Source organism: Burkholderia sp. BCC0097, from assembly GCF_902832985.1.
Taxonomy (GTDB): Bacteria; Pseudomonadota; Gammaproteobacteria; order Burkholderiales; family Burkholderiaceae; genus Burkholderia; species Burkholderia orbicola.
Genome location: NZ_CADFDM010000007.1, coordinates 281,233 through 306,502 on the forward strand (window position 1 = coordinate 281,233; position 25,270 = coordinate 306,502).

Genomic DNA, 25,270 nt, shown 5'->3' on the forward strand with positions numbered 1-25,270 from the left:
GCGTTTTTCGTTTCCGACGACTGCGTGCTGTGCGTTACTTCATCTGCACCGAGCCGTTGACGGTGACCGACACGGTGGCCTTGCCGCCTTCGACCGCGATCGGCGCGCTCATCTTCGCGCTGTCCATCGGCGCCGCGGCCATCGCCATCATGCGCGGGTACGGCTGCACGTTGCGGCCGCTGCCGACGTTCACGTCGCGGATCGTGTAGCTGCTGTAGCCGAACGCCTTCGCGGCTTCGTCCGCGCGGGCGCGGAACGACTTGATCGCCTCGGTCGTGAGCTTCTGCTCGGCCGTGCGCTGCGCTTCCGGCGACAGCGAGAATTCGACGTTCGCGACCTGCATCAGGTTCGACAACTGGCCGGCCAGCTTCGACGCCGCGGCGAAATCGCGCGATTCGAGCGCGACCTCGGTGCGGCCGCGCCATGCGGAGATCTTGCCGTCGCGGTCGGTGCTCGGATACACGGAGAACGCACCCGTGTGCGCGGTGACGCCCGACACGCCCTTCGCCTGCGACAGCGCCGCATCCGCGCGCTGGTTCAACTGCGCGGTGAGGCTGCCCGGGTCCTTGGCCTGCTGCTCGTAGAACAGCGTGATGTGGATGATGTCCTGCGGCACGTCGGCACTGGCCTGCGACGAAAGCGACAGCACGCCCGCCGGCTCCGGAAAGTGCGGGTTCGCCGTCTGCGCGTGCGCGGCGGGCGACGCGAGCGTCAGCGCGACGGGAACGGCGGCGGCGAGGGCGAGCGACAGCGCGAGTGCGGATTTCTTGGTCATTGTTGGACTCCTTGTGCGAGGGCGCGCACGCGGATCACGCGTGCGCGACGCGGGCGTACCGCGCGACGAAAAAACGACAGCCGGCCCGATTGGCCGACAGCGGTTGCTTAGGCTGCGCGAACGCTCCGCGAGTTCCGTTACGGCAACGCGTACTGACCGGATTTGACGTTTGGCGCGCGCCTACTTCATCAACTTTTCGGTGATGAACCGCCATTGCGCACGCGTGACGGGCGTGATCGACAGCCGATTGCCGCGCGCGAGCACGCGCATGTCGGCGAGTTCGTCGTGCTCGCGCAGCGCGGCGAGCGGCACGAGCGGCGACTTCTTCACGAAGCGCACGTCGACGAGCAGCCAGCGTGGCGCTTCCTGCGTCGATTTCGGGTCGTAATAGGGGCTTTTCGGATCGAACTGCGTGGGATCGGGGTAGGGCGTCGACGATACTTCGGCGAGGCCCGCGATGCCCGGCTCGGGGCAGCTGGAGTGATAGAACAGTACGCCGTCGCCGATCTTCATCGTGTCGCGCATGAAATTGCGCGCCTGATAGTTGCGCACGCCGGTCCACGGCAGCGAGCGCTGCGGTGCGTTGGCGAGATCGTCGATGCTTGCTTCGTCCGGTTCGGACTTCATCAGCCAGTATTGCATGGTCGTGATCGACGCAGTGCTACAAAAGAAAACGGCACCGGGACTTTCCCGATGCCGTTGGATAGGCCCCCGCCTTGGCCGCTAGGCCGGCATCCTGAACCTGAGGTTCAGAATTGGTCGCAGTTAGCAGCACTTCGGGTACATCAGACAGAGTGACGCGCGCGCCCGTGCTACAAATTTCCGCAACCGTGCACATGGCATTGGTTCAAGGAATATATGACCTTGGCGAACCAGGCAGGGAAGCTGACTGAACTGTGTTTCGATGCGCCAATTTGACCACCGTTGATCGTCGAGATCAAGCGGAATCGACGTATCGTTTGAAACGTTACTGCGTCTCGTGCTGTGCGAGCACCGCCCCGAGCTGTTCGTTCATCTGGTGCATTGTACGACGGATTTCCTCGGCCGGAAATGCTTCACCATGCCGCACGCTCGTTTGCAGTCGCAGCAATTCCGATGCGAGCGACAGCGCCGCCATCACCGCGATGCGATCGGTGCCGCGCACCGAGCTGTTCGAGCGGATTTTCGACATTTCGGCGTCGACGCGCGCGACCGCTTCGAGCAGCGCCGCTTCGGTCTCGGCCGAACAGGCGAGCCGATAGGGCTGACCGAGAATCGAGACTTCGATCTGCTTGGTGCTCATGCATGTTCTCCGTGGCTGGCCGCGTCATCGCCATCCGTGCGCGCCTGCGCATCGAGCAGGTCGAGCTGGTTGTCGGCTTGCTCCGCGCTCTTCGAGCGCGGCAGCTTTTCGAGAATCGCGTTCAGTTTCACCTGGGCGTCGTCGATCTTCGCCGACAGCGTGTCGCGCTCGGCCGCGAGCGCATTGCGTTCGTCGCGCAGCTGCGCGAGTTCCGCGCGGACCGTGTCCGCTTCCGCGCGCAATTGCGCGACCTGCTCCTCGAGCGCGAGCCGTTCCGAGTGATAGCGCTTGTTCAGCGAAATCAGACGGCCAATATTTTGAGATAGGGTTTCGAGTTCGTTGAGCATTTGCTGCGTCCTCTAAAGACCCAGCATTTTAGCGCGGAATAACGCGCAATCCGACATCTGTAACGTTTCCAGTCGTAACACCCCGGCTTCTTGCCGCGAATAGGCGTGTCCCGCGCCGCGCCGGACGCTTCCTTGACGCTCGCGCGACCGGCTCCTAAACTGGCGCCGCCTCGGTGCACGCGCGCAGGACGCGCGGTTAAACGGGAAGCAGGGTGCGGGCTCCACGAGCGTGCCAACCTGCGCTGCCCCCGCAACGGTAAGCGGCCGCGTCGTGTGACGCAGGCCGGCTCGGGCGCGTTTCGCTGCAGGTCGCACGCGGGCGCGGGCCACTGCGCGTCATGGCGCGGGAAGGCGAGCCGGACCGCCGCCAGCCCGGATACCGGCCGAGACGGGGAGCCCCTGCGGGCTCCATGACGCGCGACCTGCGGGGAAGCGGGGCGCGCAATGTTTCACGGAACGTTCTTCGATGCCGACCCCAATCGTCCGCCACGTGCCCCTGTCGCGCCTGGCCGGCTGCCGCAAGCGGATGCGCCGCGCGTCGTGCGCGCGGCCGTGCGCGGCATGAGCGCCGCACGCGCCACCGTGATCTGGGCCGCGCTGGCCGCCTTGGTCGCGCTGCTGTTCGTCGCGTCGCTGTCGATCGGCAGCGTGCCGATGTCGCCGTGGCAGGCGCTCGCATCCCTCGTGCCGCACGGCGGCGACACCCTGTTTGCCGACATCGTCCGGACGCTGCGCCTGCCGCGCGCGCTCGCGGGTTTCGCGTGTGGCGCGCTGCTCGCGCTGGCCGGCGCGTTGTTGCAGGTGCTGCTGCGCAATCCGCTCGCCGAGCCGTACGTGCTGGGCGTGTCCGGCGGCGCGGCCGGCTTCGCGCTCGTCGCGATGATCGCAGGCGGCGCATGGTGGCTCGTCGACGCATCGGCGTTCGCCGGCTCGCTCGTATCGGTCGCGCTGGTGCTCGGTCTCGCGAGGCGCGAGCTGTGGCGCGGCGAATCGCGCGATGCGTCGCCGCGGCTGCTGCTCACCGGCGTCGTGATCGCGGCGGGGTGGGGCGCGCTCGTCACGCTGTTGTTGTCGCTCGCGCCCGACGCGCGGCTGCGCGGCATCATCTTCTGGCTGACGGGCGACCTGAACGGCGCGACGGCGCCATGGTTCGCGTGGGGCGCGCTGCTGCTGAGCGCAGGCGTCGCGCTGCCGGTCGCCCCGCAACTGAACGTGCTGCTGCGCGGCGACGCGACCGCGCAGGCGCTCGGCGTGCCGGTCGCGCGCCTGCGCGTGCGGATCTATCTCGTCGCGTCGCTGGCCGCCGCGGCCGCGGTGACGACGGCCGGCACGATCGGTTTCGTCGGCCTCGTCGTGCCGCATGCGTTGCGGCTCGCCTTCGGCAACGACCAGCGCATGCTGCTGCCGGCCGCGATGCTCGCGGGCGGCGGCGGCGTGATGGCGGCCGATCTGCTCGCGCGTACCGCGATCGCGCCCGCGCAATTGCCGGTCGGCGTGATGACCGCGTTGATCGGCGTGCCGGTGTTCCTGTGGATGTTGCTGAGGAGGCCGATGCGATGACGGGCCCCGCACTGAACGCCGCCGCCGGCGACCTGCACTACAGGGCCGTCGACCTGACGCTGAAGGCCGGCGCGCGCACGCTGCTCGACCGCTTCACGCAGGCGTTCCGCCCCGGCGAGATCTGGTGCGTCGCCGGACCGAACGGCGCGGGCAAGACGACGCTGCTCGCCACGCTCGCGGGATTGCAGCCGCCGGCCGGCGGACACGTCGAGATCGACGGCCGCCCGCTTGCCGCGTGGCGCTCCGAACACCTCGCGCAGCGCCGCGCGCTGATGCCGCAGCAATTGCACGACGCGTTCAGCGCGACCGTGTTCGACACGGTGCTGCTCAACCGCTTTCCGTATCTCGGCGGCTGGGGTTGGGAGCGCGACGGCGACCGCGCGGCCGCGCGCGCTGCGCTCGCGATGTTCGACCTGAGCCCGCTCGCGTCGCGCGACGTGATGTCGCTGTCGGGCGGCGAGCGGCAGCGGGTCGCGCTGGCCGCGACGCTGTGCCAGGATGCGCCGCTGATGCTGCTCGACGAACCGCTCGCGCATCTGGACCTGCATCACCAGATCGATTGCCTCACTGCGCTGGCCGCCTGGCTCGCGGCAGCCCCGCGCACGATATTGTTTTCGTGTCACGACCTGAATCTCGCGCGACGCTTCGCGACGCATGCGCTATTGCTCGACGGCCGTGGCCATGCCTCGGCCGGCCTCGTGCACGACGTGTTGACGCCCGAGCGCGCGAGCGACGCGTTCGGCTATCCGCTCGTGCTGATCCGCGAGAACGGCCGCGATGCGCTGCTGCCGGCATGGCCTGCGCGACAATGACCTTTCCTGTTCCGATTTTTCCGATGCGCGGCGCCTGCCGCGCCCACGACACGGCTCCTCGATGACGACTCCCATCCCATTCCCGCCCGCGATCGCGCCGCTCGACGACGCGCTGCGCAAGCGCCTGCAACATGTGATCGATCACAAGACCAAGCCACCGGGCAGCCTCGGCCAGCTCGAAGCGCTCGCGCTGCAGATCGGCCTGATCCAGCTAAGCGAGCGGCCGGCCGTGCGGCGTCCCGTGACGATCGTGTTCGCGGGCGATCACGGAATCGCGGCCGAGGGCGTCAGTCCTTATCCGCAGGCGGTGACTGCGCAGATGGTCGCGAACTTCCTGGCCGGCGGTGCGGCGATCAACGCGTTTTCGGGTGTCGCGCAGAGCACGCTCGAGATCGTCGATGCGGGCGTCGCGTCGCCGCTGCCGCTGTCGGACCGGCTGGTGTCGCTCCCGGTCGCGCGCGGCACGCGCAACTTCGCGACGGAGCCGGCGATGACGCGTGACGAAGCGATGACGGCGCTGGCCGCCGGCGCGGCGCGGGTACGCCTGCACGCGTCGCTCGGCACGAACGTGATCGGTTTCGGCGAGATGGGGATCGCGAACACGTCGTCGGCCGCCTGCCTGATGAGCCGTCTGCTCGACGTGCCGATCGACGCCTGTGTCGGCCGCGGCACGGGCCTCGACGATCAGGGCCTCGCGCACAAGCGCGCGGTGCTCGGCCGCGCGCTCGTCAAGCACTCGCATGCGATCGCGCCGCTCGACGTGCTCGCGACGTTCGGCGGCTTCGAGATCGCGATGATGACGGGCGCGTACCTTGCGGCCGCGAGCGAGCGGATGACCATCCTCGTCGACGGTTTCATCGCGACCGCCGCGCTGCTCGTCGCCGAGCGCATCGCGCCCGGCGTGCGCGACTACTGCGTGTTCTCGCATACGTCGCACGAGGCCGGGCACCGGCGCATGCTCGAGCATTTCGGCGCGAAACCGCTGCTCGCGCTCGACCTGCGGCTTGGCGAAGGCACGGGCGCCGCGCTCGCGCTGCCGCTGGTGCGCGCGGCGGCCGCGTTCCTCAGCGAGATGGCGAGCTTCGAGTCCGCCGGCGTCGACAATCGTGACGCCTGAGCGCGCGCGCGGCATGCGGGCCGAACTGCGCTACTTCTTCGTCGCGCTCGGCTATTTCACGCGCGTGCCCGTGCCGCGCTCGATCGGCTACGCGGCCGGCGATCTCGACCAGGCCGCGCGCTATTTCCCGCTCGTCGGCGCGTGCGTGGGCGCGTGGGGCGCGCTCGTCTATCTCGTCGCGCTGCGCGCGCTGCCGCCGTCGATCGCGGTCGGGCTGTCGATGGCCGCGACGCTGCTCGCGACCGGCGCCTTCCACGAAGACGGCCTCGCCGACAGTTGCGACGCGTTCGGCGGCGGCTACACGCGCGACGACGTGCTGCGCATCATGCACGATTCGCGGATCGGCACGTTCGGCGCGGTCGCGCTCGTGATCGCGCTCGGCCTGAAATGGCAGGCGCTGACGTCGATGCCGCCGTTGCGCGCCGCATGGACGATGATCGCCGCGCATGCGGCGAGCCGCGCGATGGCCGTGAGCCTGCTGATGTCGCTCGATTACGTGCGGCCCGAAGGCAAGGCGAAGCCGGTTGCGCAACGGATGCGCGCACGCGCGGCGTGCGTCGCGGCGGTGTTCGGATTGCCGTGGCTGTTCTGGCCGGACTGGCGCATGGGCGTTGCCGCATGCGTGGCGCTCGTGCTCGTGCGCGCATGCCTGGCCCGCTATTTCGTGAAGCGGATCGGCGGTTATACGGGAGACTGTCTCGGCTTCACGCAGCAACTGGGCGAACTGACGATCTATCTGGTGGTGCTCGGATGGACGTCGTCCTGATCCGTCATCCGGCCGTCGGCATCGATCCGGGCGTCTGCTACGGGCGCAGCGACGTGCCGCTCGCCGAATCGGCCGATGGTGGTGCGCAGGCCTCGCGTGTGCATCTGGCGGAACTCGGTGCGCCGTCGCCCGAGCAGGTCTGGACGAGCCCGCTGACGCGCTGCGCATCGATTGCCGAACGGCTCGCGCGGGCTTTCGACGTGCCGCTGCGGCGCGATGCCGACTGGCAGGAAATGGATTTCGGTGCGTGGGAAATGCAGCGCTGGGACGATATCGACCGCGCGGCGCTCGATGCATGGGCGGCCGACCTGATGCATGCGTGCGCGCACGGCGGAGAAAGCGTCGCGCGATTCGTCGCGCGGGTCGCACGGCAGGCCGATGCGCTTGCGGCGTTTGACGGGCCGCAATGGGTCGTCACGCATGCGGGCGTGGTCCGCGCATTCGCGTCGCATGTGTTGCGCGTGCCGCTCGATACGCTGCTGTCGCGGCCGGTGCCGACGGGCGGGGTCGTGTGGCTGCGCACGGACGACGACACGCGCACATGGGAAGTCGTGCACTGGGACGCATAGGTGCACTTGCGTCTGAAGGTGAACGGCGCGGCACACGGATCGATCCGCGCTCGGGCACCGGACGCATCCGGCATCGATGCGCGATGAACGCGCGAGCCGCCGCACCGGAAATCAGCGCACCGGCCGCCGCGCACGCGCGGCATCCAGATCCTCGCACAGCGCGGCCGCGCCCTGCGCGATGCGTGGCGACGGCCGCGTCAGCAGATCGCCGTCGATCGCGAACAGGTTGTTGCGCGCCACGGCCGTCAGCGCGGGCCATGCACGCCAGCGCGCGAGGCTCGGCAGCGGTTCGTTCGAACGGGTCGCGCCGGCACTCGTCGTCACGATCGCTTCCGGATTCGCCGCGAGCACGGCCTCGTCGGTCACGGTCGGCGCGAGCGGCTTGAGCGACGCGAACACGTTGCGGCCGCCGCAGAGCTCGAATACTTCGTTGATCAGGTGCGTGCCGTTGAGCGTCGTCAGCGGGCGGTCCCACACCTGGAAGAACATCGTGACGGGCGGGCGTGCCGCGTAGCGTGCGCGCAGTGCCGCGATGTCCCGCGTAAAGGCGGCCGCGGCGGCATCGGCAGTCGGTTGCGTGCCGAGCAGCGTGCCGAGCCGGCGCAACGACGACGACACGTCGTCGAGATGCTGCGGTTCGCTGAAGAACAGCGGAATGTGCAGCGCGCGCAGCGCGTCGGTTTGCCGCTCGGCGTTGCCGTGCCGCCACACGACAATCAGGTCGGGCTTCAGCGCGGCGATGCGTTCGAGATCGAGCGCCTTGTTGTCGCCCACGCGCGGCACCGCTTGCGCGGCGGCCGGATAGTCGCTGTACGTGACGGTGCCGACGAGCTTCGTGCCGCCGCCGGCCGCATAGACGAGCTCGGTCGCGTGCGGCGCGAGGCTGATTACGCGCTGGGCAGGCGCGGGTAACGTGACCGTGTTGCCGGCGTCGTCGCGGGTCGTGACGTCGGCGTGGACGAGCGGTGCGTGAGCAAGTGCGGCCAGCAGCGCGGCCGGCGCGAGTCGGCTGAACACGCGCGGGCTCATGCGGATGCCTTCAGCAGCGGCACGCAATGCGCGAGCGCGTCGCCGAGGCGCTGCCATTCGGCTTCGCTCGCCGGCAGGCCGATGCGTACGCTCGACGGCGCCGGGAAGTGCCGCGTCCAGATCCCGTGCGTTGCAAGCGCCGCATGCAGCGCCGCGGCGCGCGGGTCGTCGCTCCAACTGAAGAGCGGCGTCGCGCGAACCGCGAAGCCGTGCGCACGCAGCAGCGCGGCCAATCGTTCGCCGTCGGCCGCGAGCCGCTCACGGGCGGCAGCTTGCCATGCGCGATCGGCGAACGCCGCGGCGACCGCGTGGCGCGCGGGGCCGCCGACCGTCCACGCGCCGAGCGTGTCGCGCAGCGCGGCGATCAGCGCGGGATGCGTGAGCACGAAGCCCGCGCGAATGCCGGCAAGCCCGAAGAACTTGCCGACCGAGCGCAGCACGACGAGCCCCGGACGATCGACCTGCGGCGCGAGCGATGGCGCGGCGCCCGTATCGGCGAACGCTTCGTCGACGATCAGCGTGCCGCCGCGTGCCGCCAGTTGCGCATGCCAGCCGAGCAGGCGTTCGGTCGGCACGCACTCGGCCGTCGGATTATTCGGATTCCCGACGATGACGTGGCGCAGCGTCGCGGGCACCGTATCGGCGCGAATGTCGAGCGCGACGACGCGATGCCCGTGACGCGCGAACGCGGGCGCGTATTCGCCATACGCGAGCGCCGCGACCCCGGCGTCGCCGGCCGGCAGCAATGCCGGCAACGCGCGGATCGCGGCCTGGCTGCCGGCGACCGGCAGCACGTGCGCGGCATCGGGCGCGTGGTAGTACTGCGCGGCGCAGGCCGCGAGACCGTCGCCGTCGTCGGGCAGCCGGCGCCATGCATCGGCCGGCACGGGCGGCACCGGGTAGCCGACCGGATTGATGCCGGTCGACAGGTCGAGCCACGCGTCGTACGGAATGCCGTGGCGGCGGGCGGCTTCATGCAGGTTGCCGCCGTGCGCGATGGATGAATCAGACATGATGGGTGGCCATGACGAGTGCGCCGCTCGCGACCAGCAACGCGAGCCACAGCGCGAGCGTGCGCGTGACGAGCGACAGCGCGGCGACGATGTGAAGGGCGGTGGCCGTGGCCCCGGTGCCGAGCACCGGGCGATCCTCGATTTCGCCGTGATAGACGGCGGGACCGCCGAGCTGCACGTTCAGGCTGCCGGCGCCCGCGGCCATCACGGGGCCCGCGTTCGGGCTATCCCAGTGGCGCGCCTGCGTGCGCCAGCAGCGCCACGCGGCGGCCGTGTCGCCGAGCAGCGCGTAGCTCGCGGCGGTGAGGCGCGCGGGAATCCAGTTCAGCGCGTCGTCGATGCGTGCGGCGGCCCAGCCGAAGGTCAGGAAGCGCGGCGTGCGGTAGCCCCACATCGCGTCGAGCGTGTTCGCGAGCCGGAACAGCAGCGCGCCGGGGCCGCCCGCGACGACGAACCAGAAGAGCGCGCCGAAGATCGCGTCGTTGCCGTTCTCGAGCGCCGATTCGACGGCCGCGCGCGACAGCGCCCCTTCGTCCGCCTGGCTCGTGTCGCGCGACACGATGCGCGCGGTCAGCACGCGCGCCGCGTCGAGGTCGCGCCGCAGCAGCGCGGCGGCGATCGGCGCGACGTGCTCGGCGAGGCTCTTCGCGCCGAGCGCGAACCACAGCAGCGCGACGTGCAGCGCAGCGGCGAACGGCCAGGGCAGCGCGGCGACGAGCCATGCCGCGACGGCCACCGGCGGCACGACCGCCGCGAGCCACGCGGCGATGCCGATCACGCGGCCGCGCCGGCCCGTGTTCAGCGCGGCTTCGATGCGTGCGGCGAAGCGGCCGAACGCGACGAGCGGATGCCAGCCGGCCGGCTCGCCGATGGCGCGGTCGACGATCGCGGCCGCGACCGCGAGCATCGCGACGACGGGCAGCGACAGCATCAGCATGACGGCGCGCCCGCCTTGAGGTCGAGCGGCAGCCCGGCAACCAGCAGCGTGACGCGTGTCGCGAGCGCGGCGACGCGCTGGTTCAGGCGCCCGAGCTCGTCGACGTAGCGGCGCGTGACCGACCCGAGCGGCACGACGCCGAGCCCGATCTCGTTGCTGACGACGATCACCTTCGCGCGTGCGTCGCGCAGCGCATGTTCGAGCCGCTCGACCTGCGCCGCGTACTGCGCATCGTCGAGCGGTTCGCCGTCGGCGGGGCACAGCAGGTTCGTGAGCCACAGCGTCAGGCAGTCGACGAGCAGGCACGCGTTCGGGTCGTCGAGCCGCGCGAGCGTGCCCGCGAGATCGACGCTCGCGTCGGCGAACCCCCAGTCGGCCGGCCGGCGCGCGCGGTGATGCGCGATGCGCTGCGCGAATTCGGCATCGGCGGCGGTCGCGGTCGCGATGTAGGTGACGGGGCGGCCGCTGTCGGCGGCGAGCCGCTCGGCATGCGCGCTCTTGCCCGAGCGCGCGCCGCCGAGGACGAAGGTGAGGTCGTGCGGAATCATCGCGTGATTGTAACGGCGCGGGCGGCCCGCCGCGGGCGATAATGCCGCCTTTGCTTCGCGACATCTTTCACACGATGAATGCACCCGAGCCGCGGCCGCGCGGCACGCTGATGATCCAGGGCACGACGTCCGACGCGGGCAAGAGCACGCTCGTCGCGGGCCTGTGCCGCCTCGCGCGCCGCGGCGGCGCGCGCGTGGCGCCGTTCAAGCCGCAGAACATGGCGCTCAACAGCGCGGTGACGGTAGACGGCGGCGAGATCGGCCGCGCACAGGCGTTGCAGGCGCTGGCCGCCGGCGTCGCGCCGCATACGGATTTCAATCCGGTGCTGCTGAAGCCGACGAGCGACCGCGGCGCGCAGGTGATCATTCACGGCAAGGCGCGCATGAACCTCGATGCGCGGGCGTATCACGACTACAAGCCGGTCGCGTTCGATGCGGTGCTCGAGTCGTATGCGCGCCTGCGCGCCGGGTACGACACGGTGATCGTCGAGGGCGCAGGCAGCCCGGCCGAGATCAACTTGCGCGAAGGCGACATCGCGAACATGGGCTTTGCCGAGCGCGTCGACTGCCCGGTCGTGCTCGTCGCCGACATCGATCGCGGCGGCGTGTTCGCGCATCTGGTCGGCACGCTCGCCTGCCTGTCGGACAGCGAACGCGCGCGCGTGCGCGGCTTCGTGATCAATCGCTTTCGCGGCGACCTCAAGCTGCTCGAACCGGGGCTCGACTGGCTGCGCGCGCAGACGGGCAAGCCGGTGTTCGGCGTGCTGCCGTATCTGCACGGGCTGCTGCTCGACGCGGAGGACATGCTGCCCGCGCAGGCGCGTAGCGCCGCCGCCCGCGGCGACGCCGGCGTGCTGCGCATCGTCGTGCCCGCGCTGCCGCGCATCAGCAACCACACCGATTTCGATCCGCTGCGCGCGCATCCGCAGGTCGACTTCACGTACTGGAAGAGCGGCCCCGTACCCGACGCCGATCTGCTGATCCTGCCCGGTTCGAAGAGCGTGCAGCGCGACCTCGCGTGGCTGCGCGATGCGGGCTGGGACGCGCTGATCCGGCGCCATCTGCGCTACGGCGGCAAGGTGATCGGCATCTGCGGCGGCATGCAGATGCTCGGCCGCACGCTCGACGATCCGCTCGGCCTCGAAGGCGCGCCCGGCAGCGTGCCGGGGCTCGGGCTGCTCGATTTCGACACGACGCTGCAACCCGACAAGACGCTGAAGAACGTGACCGGGCAACTCGCGCTGCCGTGCGCGGCCGCCGTGCGCGGCTACGAGATCCACATGGGCGACACGCGCGGGCCGGCGCTCGCGGCGCCCGCGCTGATGCTGGCCGCCGATGCCGCGCGGGAGGGCGTGCGTCCCGACGGCGCGCTGTCGGCCGACGGCCAGATTCTCGCGACCTACGTGCACGGGCTGTTCGACGCGCCCGACGCCTGCGCGGCGCTGCTCGCGTGGGCGGGGCTCGACGGCGCGGCCCGCGTCGACTACCCGGCGCTGCGCGAGGCGTCGCTAGAGCGGCTGGCCGATACGTTCGCCGAGCACCTCGACCTCGACGCGCTGTACGCCGAGTTTCGTTGAGGCCGGCCCTCGCTTTTTCCGCTCGATCGCGTACAACAGAGGAGGGCGGAGGTCCGCCCGAAGGAGGGCGACGATGAGGGCTCGATGGTGGTGGGGCGTACTGCTCGCGGCGCTGCTGGGCGTGTCGGCGGTGGCGCATGCGTGCGATTCGTATGTGCCGGGCGGCGGCCAGTCCGGCGGCGACGCCACGCAAGGCAAGAGCGGTTACTGAGCGGGATGCAGGGCATGATCGGTCATGCCCTTTTTTTACGTCGATTCGTTCCTTTATGGAATCAATTTAAGCGACATGGCGTGTTTATCGGCTGAATCGATTCGAATAGAGTGCGATCCACTCCCATCCACTCACGAAGGAATCCGTCATGAACGCCAACCGCCTGAACGATTTCGCCGCGACGCTGCTGCGCGTCGCCCTCGGCGTGCTGTACCTCGCGCACGTCGCACAGAAGGTCTTTGTCTTCACGCTGCCCGGCACCGCGCAGTTCTTCGCGTCGATCGGCCTGCCGGGCTGGCTCGCCTACCTGACCACGTTCGTCGAACTGGCGGGCGGCCTGGCGCTGCTCGTGGGGTTCCGCGTGCGCATCGCCGCGCTGGTGCTGCTGCCGTTCATGCTCGGCGCGGTCGCCGCGCATCTGCCGAACGGCTGGAGCTTCGCGTCGCCGCACGGCGGCTGGGAATATCCGGCGTTCTGGGCCGTCACGCTGGCCGTGCAGGCCCTGCTGGGCGGCGGCGCGTTCGCGCTCGGCGCGCGGGAGGCCGCGGTCCAGCGCGCTTAACGTGAAGGAAAGCAGACGAAAGTGGTGCGTGGTTCCACACCACCGGTTCCGGTGACCCCCCGTTTGCCGATATCATCGCTCCCTGTATCCGCAATCGAGCGGCGCCTGCCATGCGGCCGGCGCCGCGCGGCTTTTTCGGGGGAATTCATGACGGTCATCGTGGTGGCGAATCCGAAGGGCGGCGTGGGCAAGAGCACGCTGTCCACCAATCTAGCCGGCTATTTCGCGGCGCAGGGCGCATGGGTCGCGCTGGCCGACCTGGACCGGCAGCAGTCCGCGCATGCGTGGCTCGACCTGCGGCCGGCCGGCTTGCCGGCGATCGAGGCGTGGGATCTCGATCCGGAGGCGCCGTCGAAGCCGCCGCGCGGGCTGGAATATGCGGTGATCGATACGCCGGCCGGCCTGCACGGCACGCGGCTCAACGTCGCGCTGCAACTGGCCGACAAGGTGATCGTGCCGCTGCAGCCGTCGATGTTCGATATTCTCGCGACCCAGCAGTTTCTGGAGCGCCTCGCCGGCGAGAAGGCCGTGCGCAAGGGCAGCGTCGAGGTCGGGATCGTCGGGATGCGGGTCGACGCGCGCACGCGCTCGTCCGACCAGTTGCACCGGTTCGTCGAGGGGCTCGGCCTGCCGGTGCTCGGCTACGTGCGCGACACGCAGAACTATGTGCAGATCGCCGCGCACGGCCTGACGCTGTGGGACGTCGCGAAAAGCCGGGTCGAGAAGGATCTGGAGCAGTGGCGGCCGATCGTCGAATGGGCCGAGCGCCGCGTGCCGAAGGCCGAGAAGGCCGCCAAGGCCTCCTGAGCGGCCGGCCATCCGGCCGTCTTGCCGGCGCGATACCCAATGAGAAAGGGCCGGATACCGTGGTATACGGTGTCCGGCCCTTCGGCGGCCAGCGGTGCCCCGCGGGTGGCCCGCGCCACGGCACCCGGGCGTGCCGCTCGGCTTACGTCCAGTTTTGCGTCGGCACGTGATCGCGGTGGCCCTTGATCTTGTTGCCGTCGTCGATGAACACGAGCTTCGGCTTCCAGCCGGCCTGCAGTTCGGCTTCGTCGACCATCGCGAACGCCGCGATGATCACGAGGTCGCCGAGCTGCGCGCGGCGCGCGGCCGAGCCGTTCAGCGAGATCATCCCGCTGCCGCGCTCGCCCTTGATCGCGTACGTCGAGAAGCGCTCGCCGTTGTTGATGTTCCAGATGTCGATCCGTTCGTTCTCGATGAGGCCCGCCGCTTCGAGCAGGTCTTCGTCGATCGCGCACGAACCTTCGTAGTGCAGTTCGCAGTGCGTGACCGCCGCACGGTGGATCTTCGATTTGAGCATGTGGCGCTGCATGGTGTCTCCGTGATGCGTCGTGAGAGGCGCGGGCGGCCGCCCGTCAGATTTCCAGGTTGTCGATGAGGCGCGTCGCGCCGAGTTTCGCGGCCGCGAGCACGACGAGCGGCTCGCCGGCCTCGAGTTCGGCGGCGCTCGGCGCGATCAGGTTCGCGCGGCGGCGGATCGCGATGTAGTCGGGCACCCAGCCGCGTTCGGCCAGGTGCGTGTGCGCCTGCTGCTCGAGCTTGCCGAGGTCGCGTTCGCCGCCGAGCACGCTGTCGCGCACGCGCTGCAGCGTTTTCGCCAGTTCGGGGGCTTCCTTGCGCTCGTCGGTCGTCAGGTAGCGGTTGCGCGACGACAGCGCGAGGCCGTCCTCGTCGCGCACGGTTTCGGCGGCGATGATGTCGACCGGCAGCGCGAGCTGCTGGCACATCCGGCGCACGATCATCAGCTGCTGGTAATCCTTCTTGCCGAACACGGCGACGCGCGGTTGCACGCAGGACATCAGCTTCGTGACGACCGTGCACACGCCGGCGAAGAAGCCGGGCCGGAACTCGCCTTCGAGAATCCCGCCGAGATCGTCCGGCGGCAGCACGCGATACTCCTGCGGCTCAGGGTACATGTCGCGCTCGGTCGGCGCGAACAGCACGTATACGTTGTCCTGCTGCAGCTTCTCGATATCGTCCTGGAGCGTGCGCGGGTACTTGTCGAAATCCTCGTTCGGGCCGAACTGCAGCCGGTTGACGAAGATGCTCGCCACGACCGGGTCGCCGTGCTGGCGCGCGAGGCGCATCAGCGACAGGTGCCCTTCGTGCAGGTTGCCCATCGTCGGCACGAACGCCGTGCGGTTCTGTCCGCGCAGCTGGTCGCGCAGTTCCTGGATCGAGCTGATGACTTTCATGATCGGGTAGCGGGTTCCTCGCGCAGGCGCGCGTTGACGCCGCGGCAGCGGCATCGGGGTCGAAGCGGAGAACGCCGGCGCGCGGGCGGCGCATCGGGCGTCGGCGGATTGTAGAGGATTTGGCCGTGCGACGCATCGATAAAAGAACGATCGTTCACTTTATATCGGGACGTGGCGGACACCCGCCGGACGGCCGTCCGCCGCGGCGAAGCGGCGAGCGTCGGGATGAACCGGAGAACGGGAAGCGGCGGGGCCGGCCCTTACGCGGGCAGGTACGCGAGACGCACGTAGATCGGCGCGAACGGTTCGGCCTGCGTGATTTCGAGCAGCGACTCGCGCGCGAGTTCGAGCATCGCGATGAAATTCACGACGACGACCGGCACGCCGCGCGACGTATCGAACAGGTCGGCGAACTCCATGAAGCGCGCGTTCTGCAGCCGGCGCAGGATCAGGCTCATGTGTTCGCGCACCGACAGCTCCTCACGGGAGATCTTGTGGTGCTGCACGAGCTTCGCACGCTTGAGCACGTCGGCCCACGCGGCGCGCAGGTCGTCCGAATTCACGTCGGGAAAGCGCGGCGTGACGCTTTGCTCGATGTACACCTCGGCGCGCAGGAAATCGCGGCCAAGCTGCGGCAACTGGTCGAGCCGCTGCGCGGCGAGCTTCATCTGCTCGTATTCGAGCAGCCGGCGCACGAGTTCGGCGCGCGGATCCTCGGCTTCCTCGCCGGTGTCGGCCTTCTTGACCGGCAGCAGCATCCGCGACTTGATCTCGATCAGCATCGCGGCCATCAGCAGGTACTCGGCCGCGAGCTCGAGGTTCGACGTGCGGATCTGGTCGACGTAGCCCAGATATTGCGCGGTGACCTGCGCCATCGGGATGTCGAGCACGTTGAAGTTCTGCTTGCGGATCAGGTACAGCAGCAGGTCGAGCGGGCCTTCGAACGTCTCGAGGAACACCTCGAGCGCGTCGGGCGGGATGTACAGATCCTGCGGCAGCTTGAAGAGCGGCTCGCCGTACAGGCGAGCGAACGCCGCGACACCGTCGACCGTGTCGGGCGTCGAATCGGCGCCCGCGGGCGCGGCGATCGCGTCGTCCTGCCGGGCGGCGCTGGCCTCGTCGGCGGCGCTCACGTCGTCAGAAGTTCTGGTAGTAGACGTACGGCGTTTGCTTCACGCGCGATTCCTGCTGCTCGGCGCGCTCTTCGAGATCGATCGGCTGCTTGTCCCACAGCAGGGAACGGCCCTTGCGTTGCTCTTCCTCGAGCGTCGGCTTCTGCTGCTTGAGCTGGTTCAGGAACTGCGTGACGTCGGACTGGTACGGCATGGCTGGATCTTCCGTTTCGGGCGGCGCACGGTGCGCCGGATTCTCGATGGCGGGATTTTACCGCATCACGGGGAACAGCCGGCGCCAATCGCGCGTCGAATCCGCGGGTCGCTACCGGCGGATACCGCGCGGCGGCCCTTCCTGGGCCTTGGCACTCTTTCACAATCGTTTGGCTGTGACGCCGGCGCCCTGTGGTCAAATACAGGGTTTTCCACGAAACCGTAACCATCTAGGACGGCGAGGTCATATTTGGCGGGGCAGTCGAACCAGCAAGCACATACGGCGCATCACGCGGGCCCGCGCGCGGCACGCGATCGCGCCGGCGCCGCGGCCCGCGTCGCGCGGGCGGCCCTCGCGGGTTGCCTGGCGGCGTGCTTCGCGCTGCCGGCCCATGCGAAGTACGACGTCGACATCGACGCGCCGCGCTCGATCCGCAAGCTCCTGAAGACACATCTCGATATTGCCCGCTTCGCGAAGCGCGACGACATCAGCGACGACCAGTTCGACTTCCTCGTGACCGCCACGCCGCAGCAGGTGCGCGATTTGACCGCGACGGCCGGCTATTTCTCGCCGGTCGTGCGTACCGACGTGCGCACCCGCGACGGCAAGCGCGACGTGCGCATCGCGGTCGATCCGGGCAAGCAGACCGTCGTGTCGACGGTCGACCTGACGTTCAAGGGGCCCGTCGAGACCGAGGACCCGAAGCAGGAAACCGCGACCCGCTTCGCGTTCTCGATGAAGCCGGGCGATCCGTTCACGCAATCCGACTGGGACGACGCAAAGGGCGCGGCGCTCCGGCAGTTGCAGTCGCGCCGCTATCTCGGCGCGAAGATCGCGTCGTCCGAGGCGCGCATCGACCCGCGCACGCAGCGTGCGACGCTCGCGGTCGCGTTCGACAGCGGCCCGACGTTCACGATCGGCAAGGTTGATGTCGACGGCGTGCGCCGTTATCCGGAAAAGATCGTCACGAACGTCAATCCGCTGTCGGAAGGCGAGATCTACGACGTGCAGCGGATCGCCGAATTGCAGCGTCAGTTGCAGAACACGCCGTATTACGCGAGCGTCGCGATCGACGTCGGCGACGATACGTCGAAGCCCGAGCGCACGCCCGTGCACGTGAAGGTCAGCGAATTCCCGTACAACAACATCCGCGGCGGCGTCGGCTTCGCGACCGATACCGGGCCGCACGTGCAGGGTTCCTATACGTATCTCGACACGTTCGGCGCCGCGTGGCCGCTGACCGTGTCGGGCCGGGTCGACCAGATCCAGCAGTACGGGCAGGTCCAGCTGTCGATGCCGCCGGGCGAGAAGGGCTGGACCAACAGCGTGCTCGCGTCGTACACGAACACCAACGTGTCGGACACGCGCATCTACAGCGCGCGGGTCGGCGTGCAGCGTACGCGCACCGGCCAGTTCATCGACTATGCGTATTCGCTGATGTACTACCAGGACCGGCTCGACCAGAACGGCGCGGGGCCGACCACGAGCCGCGCGCTGGTGCCGCAGTGGGCGTGGACCCGCCGCAACGTCGACGATCCGCTGTTCCCGCGCTCGGGCAACCTGATTCACGCGGAGGCCGGCTTCGCGGTCAAGCACGTGCTGGCCGACGAGAGCTTCATTCGCGGCTACGCGCGCGGGCAGCAGTATTTGCCGATCGGCAAGCGCGACCTGTTCGTGTTCCGCGCGGAGCTCGGCGGCGTGTTTACGAGCGGCAGTTCGACCGGCGTGCCGGCGTCGCTGCTGTTTCGCGCCGGCGGCTCGAACTCGGTGCGCGGCTACGGTTACCAGAGCATCGGCAACAGCGTCGACGGCTCCGTTTTGCCGACCAAGTACCTGATGACGGGGACGGCCGAATACCAGCACTGGTTCAACCGCGACTGGGGCGCCGCGACGTTCTTCGACATCGGCACCGCGACCGATGCGTGGGGCGAGCGCGTGTTCTACCCGGGCGTGGGCGTCGGTGCGCGCTGGCGCAGCCCGGTCGGCCCGATCAACGTCGACGTCGCGTACGGCTTGCGCAACCACAGCGTGCGCCCGTACCTGACGCTCGGCATCGCTTTCTGAACCTGCCGCCCTATTGACGACGACCCGCTCGACGAACCGCATGACGAAGGACCCGAACGACACGCCGCCGCCTCACGATCCGGATTCGCCCGACGGCGCGCCCGGCACGCCGCCGCGCGCGCCGCGTCGCGGCCGCGCGTGGCGCGTCGTCGCGTGGACGCTCGCGACGGTCGTACTGCTCGTCGTGCTGGCGGCGGGGCTCGTGCTGGGCGCGGTGACGACCGAGCGCGGGACGCGGCTCGCGTGGCAGGCGGCCGGCAAGGTGCTCGGCACGCGGCTCGCGGGCACGCTCGAAGGCGGCTCGCTCGCGACCGGCGTGCGCCTGCGCGGGTTCGCGTGGACCAGCCCCGACGGCACCGGCACCGAGGTGCGCATCGACCGGCTCGACGGCCGCTGGGCATTGACCCGCGCGCCGTGGCGGCTGTCCATCGCCTATCTGCGCGCGGGCACGATCGACGTGCGGATCGCGCCGGGGCCGTCGACGCCGGGCACGACGCCGCAGGACCTGAGCCTGCCGCTGCAGGTGCGTATCGACGACCTGCGCGTCGATCGCCTCGCCATTCACGAAGGCACGTCGACGACGCAGCTCGACCATCTCGCGCTGAACGGCCGCAGCGACGGCCGTCACCATGAGCTCGTGCTCGACGGCGTCGATACGCCGTACGGCGCGCTGACCGCGCGCGCCAAGCTCGACGGCGTGAAGCCGTTCGCGCTGACCGGTGAAGCGACCTACGCGGGCAAGCTGTCGGACGAGCCGGTCGACGCGCGGGCCCGTGTGTCGGGTTCGCTCGAGGCGCTCGTCGCCGACGTCGACGCGAGCGGGATGAAGCTGAACGGGCGCGCGCACGTCGAGGCCGCGCCGTTCGGCGCGGTGCCGCTCACGCGCGCGTCGCTCGCGTTCGACCACGTGAACCCGCAAGCGTTGTCGCCCGGCGCGCCCGCGGCCGATCTGGCGGTGCGCGCGGAACTCGCACCGGTGAGCGCGCCTGCGGGCTCGGCGCCCGCGAAGGGGTTCGCGGTGACGGGCCCGGTATCGATCGTCAACGCGAAGCCCGGCACGCTCGGCGACCATCTGCTGCCGGTGATCGACGCGCATGCGACCGTGCATCTCGACGCGCACGCGCAGCGGATCGACGGCCTCGCGCTGAAGCTGATCCGCGACGGCAGCGTGACCGGTGGCGGCACGCTCACGGGCGGCAAGGGCCGTTTCGACCTGAAGGTCGCGAACCTCGACCTGAACGCGTTCGTCGCCGAGTTGCGGCCGATGCGCCTCGGCGGCCCGCTTGGCGTCACGCTCGCGGGCGACGTGACGACCGTCGATTTCAACCTGAACGACCCGAAGCTCGCGCTCGGCGCGCGCGCCAAGGTCGCGCTGACGAAGCAGCAGACCGTGCTGACCGACACGCGCGTGACGGCGGGCAAGGGGCGTATCGACCTGACGGGCGTGTTCCGCCACGACGCGCATTCGACCTATGACGCGAAGGCGACGCTCACCGCGTTCGATCCGCTGCTGCTCGCCGCGATGAGCGCGCCGAAGGCGGGCGGCGGCAAGGCGCCCGCGAAGGCAGCCAAGGCCCCGGCCAAGCGCGGCGAGACGCGCGTGTCGGGCACGCTGACCGCGTCGGGCGCGTTCGCGCCGCAGGTGTCGACGAAGGCGACCTTCAAGCTCGCCGACAGCCTGTACGACGGCGTGCCGCTGACCGGCGCCGGCGTCGTGCAGCTCGCCGGCTCGCGAATCCTGCCGAGCAACGCGAACCTGTCGATCGCCGGCAACCACGTCGATCTGCGCGGCAGCTTCGGCGCGCCCGGCGACCGGCTGCGCTTCGTCGTCGACGCGCCCCAGCTCGACCGGCTCGGCTTCGGCGTCCAGGGGCTCGTGCAGGCGCAAGGCGACCTGACCGGCAGCTTCGCGCATCCGAACGTGACGGCGACCTACAAGGCCGAGCACGTCGTCGTCGGCTCGAACCGGATCGGCACCGCCCAGGGCCGCGCGGACATTCGCGATGGCGCGCACGGCGCGCTCGTGTTCACGGCCGACGCGTCCGACATCGCGCTCGGTTCGTTCCAGCTGAAATCGTTGCGCGCGAACCTCGACGGCACGCGCGCGAAGCACACGCTCGACGCGTCGGCGCTCGGGGTGGCCGGCGGCCGCGTGATCGACCTGACGCTCGCGGCGAACGGCGGCGTGGTCGAGAACCGTGACGGCATGCGCTGGGACGGCACCGTCACGCGGCTCGCGAATCGCGGCACGCCGGCGCTCGCGCTGCAGGCGCCGCTGACGATATCGGCCGGCGCCGACCGCGTGACGCTCGGCGCGACGCGGCTCACGCTCGAAGGTGCGGCGATCGACCTGAAATCGTTCGTGTTCGATCACGGCCAGATGCGCTCGGCCGGTTCGGTGAGCGGCGCATCGGTCGCGCGTTTCCTCGAGGTGCGTCAGGAGCTGACCGGCCAGCGGCCGCCGGTGCGGACCGACGTCGTGCTCGATGCCGACTGGGATTTCGCGCTCGGCGCGAACGCGACGGGCTACGTGCAGGTGAAGCGCCGCGGCGGCGACGTGACGATCGAGACCGGGCGCGGCATCGCCTCGCTCGGCCTGACCGATCTGTCCGCACGCGCGAGCTTCGCGCCCGGCAACCGGCTCAACGTGACGGCACTCGCGAAGGCGAGCCGGATCGGCACGCTCGACGCGAACGTCACGGTACCGTTCGCGCTGCGCGACGGCGTGTTCGGCATCGTCGACGACGGTCCCCTGGCGGGCCGCATCGACGCCGACATTCCGGCGCTGAAGACCACCGGCAACCTGTTCGGGCCGAGCTACCTGCTCGGCGGGCGCGCGGCGCTGAAGCTGACGGTGTCCGGCACGCCGGTGAAACCGAACCTGTCGGGGACGCTGACGGGCGACGAGCTGTCCGCGACGCTGATCGACCAGGGCGTGCAGTTGAAGGACGGCATCGTGCGCGTGAAGCTGTCGGATAACCTCGTCGAATTCCAGCAGGTCGAATTTCACGGCGGCGACGGCACGCTGCGCGCGCTCGGACGCGTGCGGCTCGACGGCGAGGCGCCGGACCTGACCGCCAGCATCGTCGCGGACAAGCTCGAACTGTTCGCGGCGCCGGACCGCAAGCTGTCGCTGTCGGGCAAGGCCACGGTCGCGAACGACGGGCCGCGCGGCGCGCTGTCGATCGACGGCAAGTTCGTGGTCGACCGCGCGCTGTTCGATCTGCCCGAGCAATCGGCGCCGCACCTGTCCGACGACGTCGTGATCGTGCAGCCGGACGGCACGGTGCGCGGCGAGACGCCCACCGGCACCGCGGCCGCGAAGCCGAAGCCGGTCGACAACAAGCCCGCGCCGTCGCTGGCGCCGCGCGCGAACATCGACGTCGGGCTCGGCAACAACTTCCGCTTCAAGGGCCACGGCGCGGATCTCGGGTTGCGCGGCACGATCACCGTGATGAGCGCGCCGGGCGTGCCGCTGCGCGCGGTCGGCAACGTGCGCGTGACCGAGGGTTCGACGTACACGACGTTTGGCCGCAAGCTCGCGATCGAGAACGGCTTCTTCACGTTCAACGGCCCCGTGTCGAACCCAGGCGTCAACATCCTCGCGATGCGGCGCAATCAGGAGGTCGAGGCCGGCGTGCAGGTGACGGGCACGATCCAGTCGCCGACGGTCAAGCTCGTGTCGGAGCCGAACGTCACGGACAACGAAAAGCTGTCGTGGCTGCTGTTCGGGCACGGCACCGATCAGGGCAACAACGTCGGCCAGCAGGGGGCGATGACCGCGGCGCTCGGGCTGCTCGGCAGCGTGACCGGCAAGCGGGTCGCGCAGACCTTCGGTCTCGACGAGGTGTCGGTCGGCCGCAGCGAAGTCGGCCTGACCGATCCGCAGGTCGTGCTGGTGTCGAAGGCGATCAACGAGCGGTTCGTGCTCGGCTTCGAGCAGGGGCTGCAGTCGGCGGCCAACGCGTTCAAGGCGACCATCAACCTGACGCGCTTCTGGTCGGTGTCCGCGTACGGCGGCACGTTCCAGGGCGTCGACCTGAACTACACGCGGCGGTTCGACCGCTGGTTCGGGCAGCGGTGACGAACGGCGCGGCATACCGGGCAGCAATAAAAAAGCCCCGTACGATGTAACTCGTGCGGGGCTTTTTTGCGCAAGCAGCAACTGCGCGTTGGGCTTACTTCACACGCATGCCCGGCTTCGCGCCGCTGTGCGGTTCGAGGATGTAGAGGCCCGGTTCCGCCTTCTCGTCGGTGGCCGACGCGGCGAGCACCATCCCTTCGGACAGGCCGAACTTCATCTTGCGCGGCGCGAGGTTCGCGACCATCACCGTCAGCTTGCCGACGAGCTGCTCGGGCTGGTACGCGGACTTGATGCCCGAGAACACGTTGCGGGTCTTTTCCTCGCCGACGTCGAGCGTGAGCTGCAGCAGCTTGTCCGAGCCTTCGACGGCCTGGCACGCGACGATCTTCGCGATGCGCAGGTCGATCTTCGCGAAATCGTCGATCGAGATCGGTGCGTCGTCGGCGCCGTTCACGATGGCCGGCTTCGCGTTCGCCTTGGCGTTGCTCTTCGCATCCTTCGCGGCGTTGGCGCCCGAGGCAGCCGCGCCGGCTGCCTCGGCCTGCAGCGAATCGCGGTTCGCGGCGAGCAGCGCTTCGATCTGCTTCGCATCGACGCGCGTCATCAGGTGCTGGTACGCCTTGATCGGCTGCGCCGACGACAGCGGCTTCGCGGCGTCGGCCCACGCGAGCGGCGCGATCCCGAAGAACGCCTCGACCGCTTCGGCCACGCGCGGCATCACCGGCTTCAGCGCGAGCGACAGCAGGCGGAAGGCCTCGAGGCTCACGCTGCAGGTTTCGTGCAGCGCGACCGCGTTGGCCGGATCTTTTGCGAGATCCCACGGTTTCGCGCCGTCCACGTACGCGTTCACTTCGTCCGCGAGCTCCATCGTGTGGCGCAGCGCGCGGCCGTACTCGCGTGCTTCGTAGCTCGCGGCGATCTGCGCAATCGCATCGCGCAGCTTCGCGACGAGCGGATGATTCATCGCGCTGTCCTGCACGCGGCCATCGAAACGCTTGATCAGGAAGCCGGCCGCGCGGCTCGCGATGTTCACGTACTTGCCGACGAGATCGCTGTTCACGCGCGCCTGGAAGTCGTCGAGGTTCAGGTCGATGTCTTCCATCGTCGCGTTCAGCTTCGCGGCGAAGTAGTAGCGCAGCCACTCGGGGTTCAGGCCGGTGTCGATGTAGCTCTGCGCGGTGATGAACGTGCCGCGCGACTTCGACATCTTCGCGCCGTCGACCGTCAGGAAGCCGTGCGCGAACACGTTGGTCGGCGTGCGGTGGCCCGAGAACTCGAGCATCGCGGGCCAGAACAGCGTGTGGAAGTACAGGATGTCCTTGCCGATGAAGTGGTACTGCTCGGCCTTCGAGCCCGGGCGGATCCACGCATCGAAATCGATGCCGTTGCGCTCGCACAGGTTCTTGAAGCTCGCGTAGTAGCCGACCGGCGCGTCGAGCCACACGTAGAAATACTTGCCGGGCGCGCCCGGGATCTCGAAGCCGAAGTACGGCGCGTCGCGCGAGATGTCCCAGTCGGCGAGCTTGGATTCGCCGGCGTCGCCGAGCCATTCGCGCATCTTGTTGGTCGCTTCGGGCTGCGCGAGGCCGCTCACCCATTCGCGCAGGAACGATTCGCAGCGCGGGTCGGACAGGCGGAAGAAGTAGTGCTTCGAGGTCTTGCGCACCGGCGTCGCGCCCGACACGACCGAATACGGATTCAGCAGTTCGGTCGGCAGGTAGGTCGAGCCGCACACCTCGCAGCTGTCGCCGTACTGGTCCTTCGCGTGACACTTCGGACACTCGCCCTTGATGAAGCGGTCCGGCAGGAACATTTCCTTGACCGGGTCGTAAGCCTGCTCGATTTCGCGTTCGGCGATCAGGCCGGCTTCCTGCAGCGCGAGATAGATGTTCTCGCTCAGCACACGGTTTTCTTCCGAATCGGTCGAGTAGAAATTGTCGAACGACACGCCGAAGCTGTCGAAGTCGCGCTTGTGCTCGGTCCACACGCGGTCGATCAGCTGCTTCGGCGTCAGGCCTTCCTTCTCCGCGCGCAGCATGATCGGCGTGCCGTGGGTATCGTCGGCGCCGATGTAGTAGACCTCATGACCATGCATTCGCAGCGTCCGCACCCAGATGTCGGTCTGGATGTACTCGACCAGGTGGCCGATGTGGATCTGCCCGTTGGCATAGGGCAGTGCGGACGTAACGAGGATCTGGCGGCTACCTTGCGGCGCCGCAGCCTGCACGGAAGTGAGGTCGGATGCGGACATAGGGTCTGGAGAAGAACAGCGGGAAAAACGACGGGAAACTGCGATTCTAGCAGGGGCGCGGGCTCGCGCGGCGGGCGGGTGCCGCGGACCGGCCGGCCGCAGGGACGAGGTCGCCCAGGGGGCGTGCCCGGTGGCGCGATGTTGCGGCGCAGCACGAATTCTGCAGGCAAAAAAAACCGGGGCGGATACGGCCCCGGAGCAACAACGACAAGAGGAGAATG

General features: G+C 69.4%; 24 protein-coding genes, 1 other RNA gene and 1 riboswitch. Of the genes, 11 read left to right on the forward strand and 14 right to left on the reverse strand.

Going from position 1 to position 25,270, the window contains the following annotated elements:
- Nucleotides 1-34: 34 nt before the first annotated feature.
- From HWX07_RS24470 to HWX07_RS24490, 5 genes are all read right to left on the reverse strand, one after another.
- A complete protein-coding gene (locus tag HWX07_RS24470) occupies nt 35-775 on the reverse strand; it encodes an SIMPL domain-containing protein (RefSeq protein ID WP_034186272.1) in 741 nt (246 codons plus the stop codon).
- Between the two features lie 180 nt (nt 776-955).
- Nucleotides 956-1,417: an EVE domain-containing protein gene (locus HWX07_RS24475; protein WP_175877969.1), complete on the reverse strand. Its 462-nt coding sequence runs from the start codon at nt 1,415-1,417 to the stop codon at nt 956-958.
- A 62-nt stretch (nt 1,418-1,479) separates the two neighbouring features.
- Nucleotides 1,480-1,661: non-coding RNA, 6S RNA (gene ssrS / locus HWX07_RS24480), on the reverse strand.
- 81 nt (nt 1,662-1,742) lie between these two features.
- The gene (locus HWX07_RS24485; protein ID WP_006478091.1) at nt 1,743-2,057 is read right to left on the reverse strand and encodes a cell division protein ZapA; all 315 of its coding nucleotides are present in this window, start codon (nt 2,055-2,057) and stop codon (nt 1,743-1,745) included.
- The gene (locus tag HWX07_RS24490) at nt 2,054-2,404 is read right to left on the reverse strand and encodes an ATPase (RefSeq protein ID WP_006478092.1); all 351 of its coding nucleotides are present in this window, start codon (nt 2,402-2,404) and stop codon (nt 2,054-2,056) included. Before HWX07_RS24490 ends, HWX07_RS24485 begins: the two co-directional genes overlap by 4 nt.
- A 154-nt stretch (nt 2,405-2,558) precedes the next feature.
- A riboswitch (cobalamin riboswitch) is annotated at nt 2,559-2,807 on the forward strand.
- A 41-nt stretch (nt 2,808-2,848) separates the two neighbouring features.
- Here HWX07_RS24490 and HWX07_RS24495 point away from each other — a divergent pair.
- The 5 genes from HWX07_RS24495 to cobC all read left to right on the forward strand — a co-directional run bounded on the left by HWX07_RS24495 (nt 2,849) and on the right by cobC (nt 7,228).
- Entirely contained in the window at nt 2,849-3,964 is a 1,116-nt protein-coding gene (locus tag HWX07_RS24495; protein ID WP_034175944.1) for an iron ABC transporter permease, read from the forward strand.
- Nucleotides 3,961-4,776 (forward strand): ABC transporter ATP-binding protein, encoded by an 816-nt coding sequence (locus tag HWX07_RS24500; protein WP_175877970.1) that lies wholly within the window; start codon nt 3,961-3,963, stop codon nt 4,774-4,776. The genes HWX07_RS24495 and HWX07_RS24500 overlap by 4 nt, the downstream gene beginning before the upstream one ends.
- A 61-nt stretch (nt 4,777-4,837) precedes the next feature.
- Nucleotides 4,838-5,893 (forward strand): nicotinate-nucleotide--dimethylbenzimidazole phosphoribosyltransferase, encoded by a 1,056-nt coding sequence (cobT, locus tag HWX07_RS24505; RefSeq protein ID WP_175877971.1) that lies wholly within the window; start codon nt 4,838-4,840, stop codon nt 5,891-5,893.
- 13 nt (nt 5,894-5,906) lie between these two features.
- Nucleotides 5,907-6,659 carry an adenosylcobinamide-GDP ribazoletransferase gene (locus tag HWX07_RS24510; RefSeq protein WP_175878159.1) on the forward strand — a complete coding sequence of 251 codons (753 nt, stop codon included), beginning with the start codon at nt 5,907-5,909 and terminating at the stop codon, nt 6,657-6,659.
- A complete protein-coding gene (cobC, locus tag HWX07_RS24515) occupies nt 6,644-7,228 on the forward strand; it encodes an alpha-ribazole phosphatase (RefSeq protein ID WP_175877972.1) in 585 nt (194 codons plus the stop codon). The genes HWX07_RS24510 and cobC overlap by 16 nt, the downstream gene beginning before the upstream one ends.
- Before the next feature lie 111 nt (nt 7,229-7,339).
- Here cobC and HWX07_RS24520 read toward each other — a convergent pair whose 3' ends face one another.
- The 4 genes from HWX07_RS24520 to cobU are packed head-to-tail and all read right to left on the reverse strand — an operon-like array spanning nt 7,340 to nt 10,755.
- On the reverse strand, nt 7,340-8,257 hold the full coding sequence (locus HWX07_RS24520; protein WP_175877973.1) for a cobalamin-binding protein: 918 nt from the start codon (nt 8,255-8,257) through the stop codon (nt 7,340-7,342).
- Complete coding sequence (gene cobD, locus HWX07_RS24525; protein ID WP_175877974.1) at nt 8,254-9,270, reverse strand: threonine-phosphate decarboxylase CobD; 1,017 nt, start codon at nt 9,268-9,270, stop codon at nt 8,254-8,256. Before cobD ends, HWX07_RS24520 begins: the two co-directional genes overlap by 4 nt.
- Nucleotides 9,263-10,207: an adenosylcobinamide-phosphate synthase CbiB gene (cbiB, locus tag HWX07_RS24530; RefSeq protein ID WP_175877975.1), complete on the reverse strand. Its 945-nt coding sequence runs from the start codon at nt 10,205-10,207 to the stop codon at nt 9,263-9,265. Before cbiB ends, cobD begins: the two co-directional genes overlap by 8 nt.
- On the reverse strand, nt 10,201-10,755 hold the full coding sequence (gene cobU / locus HWX07_RS24535; RefSeq protein ID WP_175877976.1) for a bifunctional adenosylcobinamide kinase/adenosylcobinamide-phosphate guanylyltransferase: 555 nt from the start codon (nt 10,753-10,755) through the stop codon (nt 10,201-10,203). Before cobU ends, cbiB begins: the two co-directional genes overlap by 7 nt.
- A gap of 74 nt (nt 10,756-10,829) precedes the next feature.
- Here cobU and HWX07_RS24540 point away from each other — a divergent pair, with 74 nt between their 5' ends.
- The 4 genes from HWX07_RS24540 (at nt 10,830) to HWX07_RS24555 (ending at nt 13,912) form a co-directional block, all read left to right on the forward strand.
- Nucleotides 10,830-12,332: a cobyric acid synthase gene (locus HWX07_RS24540; protein ID WP_175878160.1), complete on the forward strand. Its 1,503-nt coding sequence runs from the start codon at nt 10,830-10,832 to the stop codon at nt 12,330-12,332.
- Between the two features lie 73 nt (nt 12,333-12,405).
- Nucleotides 12,406-12,543, forward strand: a complete 138-nt coding sequence (locus tag HWX07_RS24545; protein WP_175877977.1) for a hypothetical protein — start codon at nt 12,406-12,408, stop codon at nt 12,541-12,543.
- Between the two features lie 148 nt (nt 12,544-12,691).
- Complete coding sequence (locus HWX07_RS24550) at nt 12,692-13,105, forward strand: DoxX family protein (RefSeq protein ID WP_175877978.1); 414 nt, start codon at nt 12,692-12,694, stop codon at nt 13,103-13,105.
- 147 nt (nt 13,106-13,252) lie between these two features.
- Nucleotides 13,253-13,912, forward strand: a complete 660-nt coding sequence (locus tag HWX07_RS24555) for a ParA family protein (protein ID WP_125381006.1) — start codon at nt 13,253-13,255, stop codon at nt 13,910-13,912.
- A gap of 142 nt (nt 13,913-14,054) precedes the next feature.
- Here the strand turns inward: HWX07_RS24555 and panD are convergent, their stop codons facing one another.
- The 4 genes from panD to HWX07_RS24575 form a co-directional block, all read right to left on the reverse strand.
- The gene (panD, locus tag HWX07_RS24560) at nt 14,055-14,441 is read right to left on the reverse strand and encodes an aspartate 1-decarboxylase (RefSeq protein WP_011545962.1); all 387 of its coding nucleotides are present in this window, start codon (nt 14,439-14,441) and stop codon (nt 14,055-14,057) included.
- A gap of 43 nt (nt 14,442-14,484) precedes the next feature.
- Complete coding sequence (gene panC, locus HWX07_RS24565; protein ID WP_175877979.1) at nt 14,485-15,324, reverse strand: pantoate--beta-alanine ligase; 840 nt, start codon at nt 15,322-15,324, stop codon at nt 14,485-14,487.
- 260 nt (nt 15,325-15,584) lie between these two features.
- On the reverse strand, nt 15,585-16,457 hold the full coding sequence (locus HWX07_RS24570; protein ID WP_012329011.1) for a ScpA family protein: 873 nt from the start codon (nt 16,455-16,457) through the stop codon (nt 15,585-15,587).
- Nucleotides 16,458-16,461: 4 nt separating this feature from the next.
- A complete protein-coding gene (locus HWX07_RS24575; RefSeq protein ID WP_006484044.1) occupies nt 16,462-16,650 on the reverse strand; it encodes a DUF3460 family protein in 189 nt (62 codons plus the stop codon).
- 249 nt (nt 16,651-16,899) lie between these two features.
- Here HWX07_RS24575 and HWX07_RS24580 point away from each other — a divergent pair, with 249 nt between their 5' ends.
- Both HWX07_RS24580 and HWX07_RS24585 read left to right on the forward strand, forming a co-directional pair.
- Nucleotides 16,900-18,714, forward strand: a complete 1,815-nt coding sequence (locus tag HWX07_RS24580) for an autotransporter assembly complex family protein (protein ID WP_175877980.1) — start codon at nt 16,900-16,902, stop codon at nt 18,712-18,714.
- A gap of 40 nt (nt 18,715-18,754) precedes the next feature.
- Nucleotides 18,755-22,798, forward strand: coding sequence for a translocation/assembly module TamB domain-containing protein (locus HWX07_RS24585; RefSeq protein WP_175877981.1), 4,044 nt, complete (start codon nt 18,755-18,757; stop codon nt 22,796-22,798).
- A gap of 94 nt (nt 22,799-22,892) precedes the next feature.
- On the opposite strand, the gene metG is transcribed toward HWX07_RS24585, so the two are convergent.
- Nucleotides 22,893-25,049 (reverse strand): methionine--tRNA ligase, encoded by a 2,157-nt coding sequence (gene metG, locus HWX07_RS24590; protein ID WP_175877982.1) that lies wholly within the window; start codon nt 25,047-25,049, stop codon nt 22,893-22,895.
- Nucleotides 25,050-25,270 lie beyond the last annotated feature (221 nt).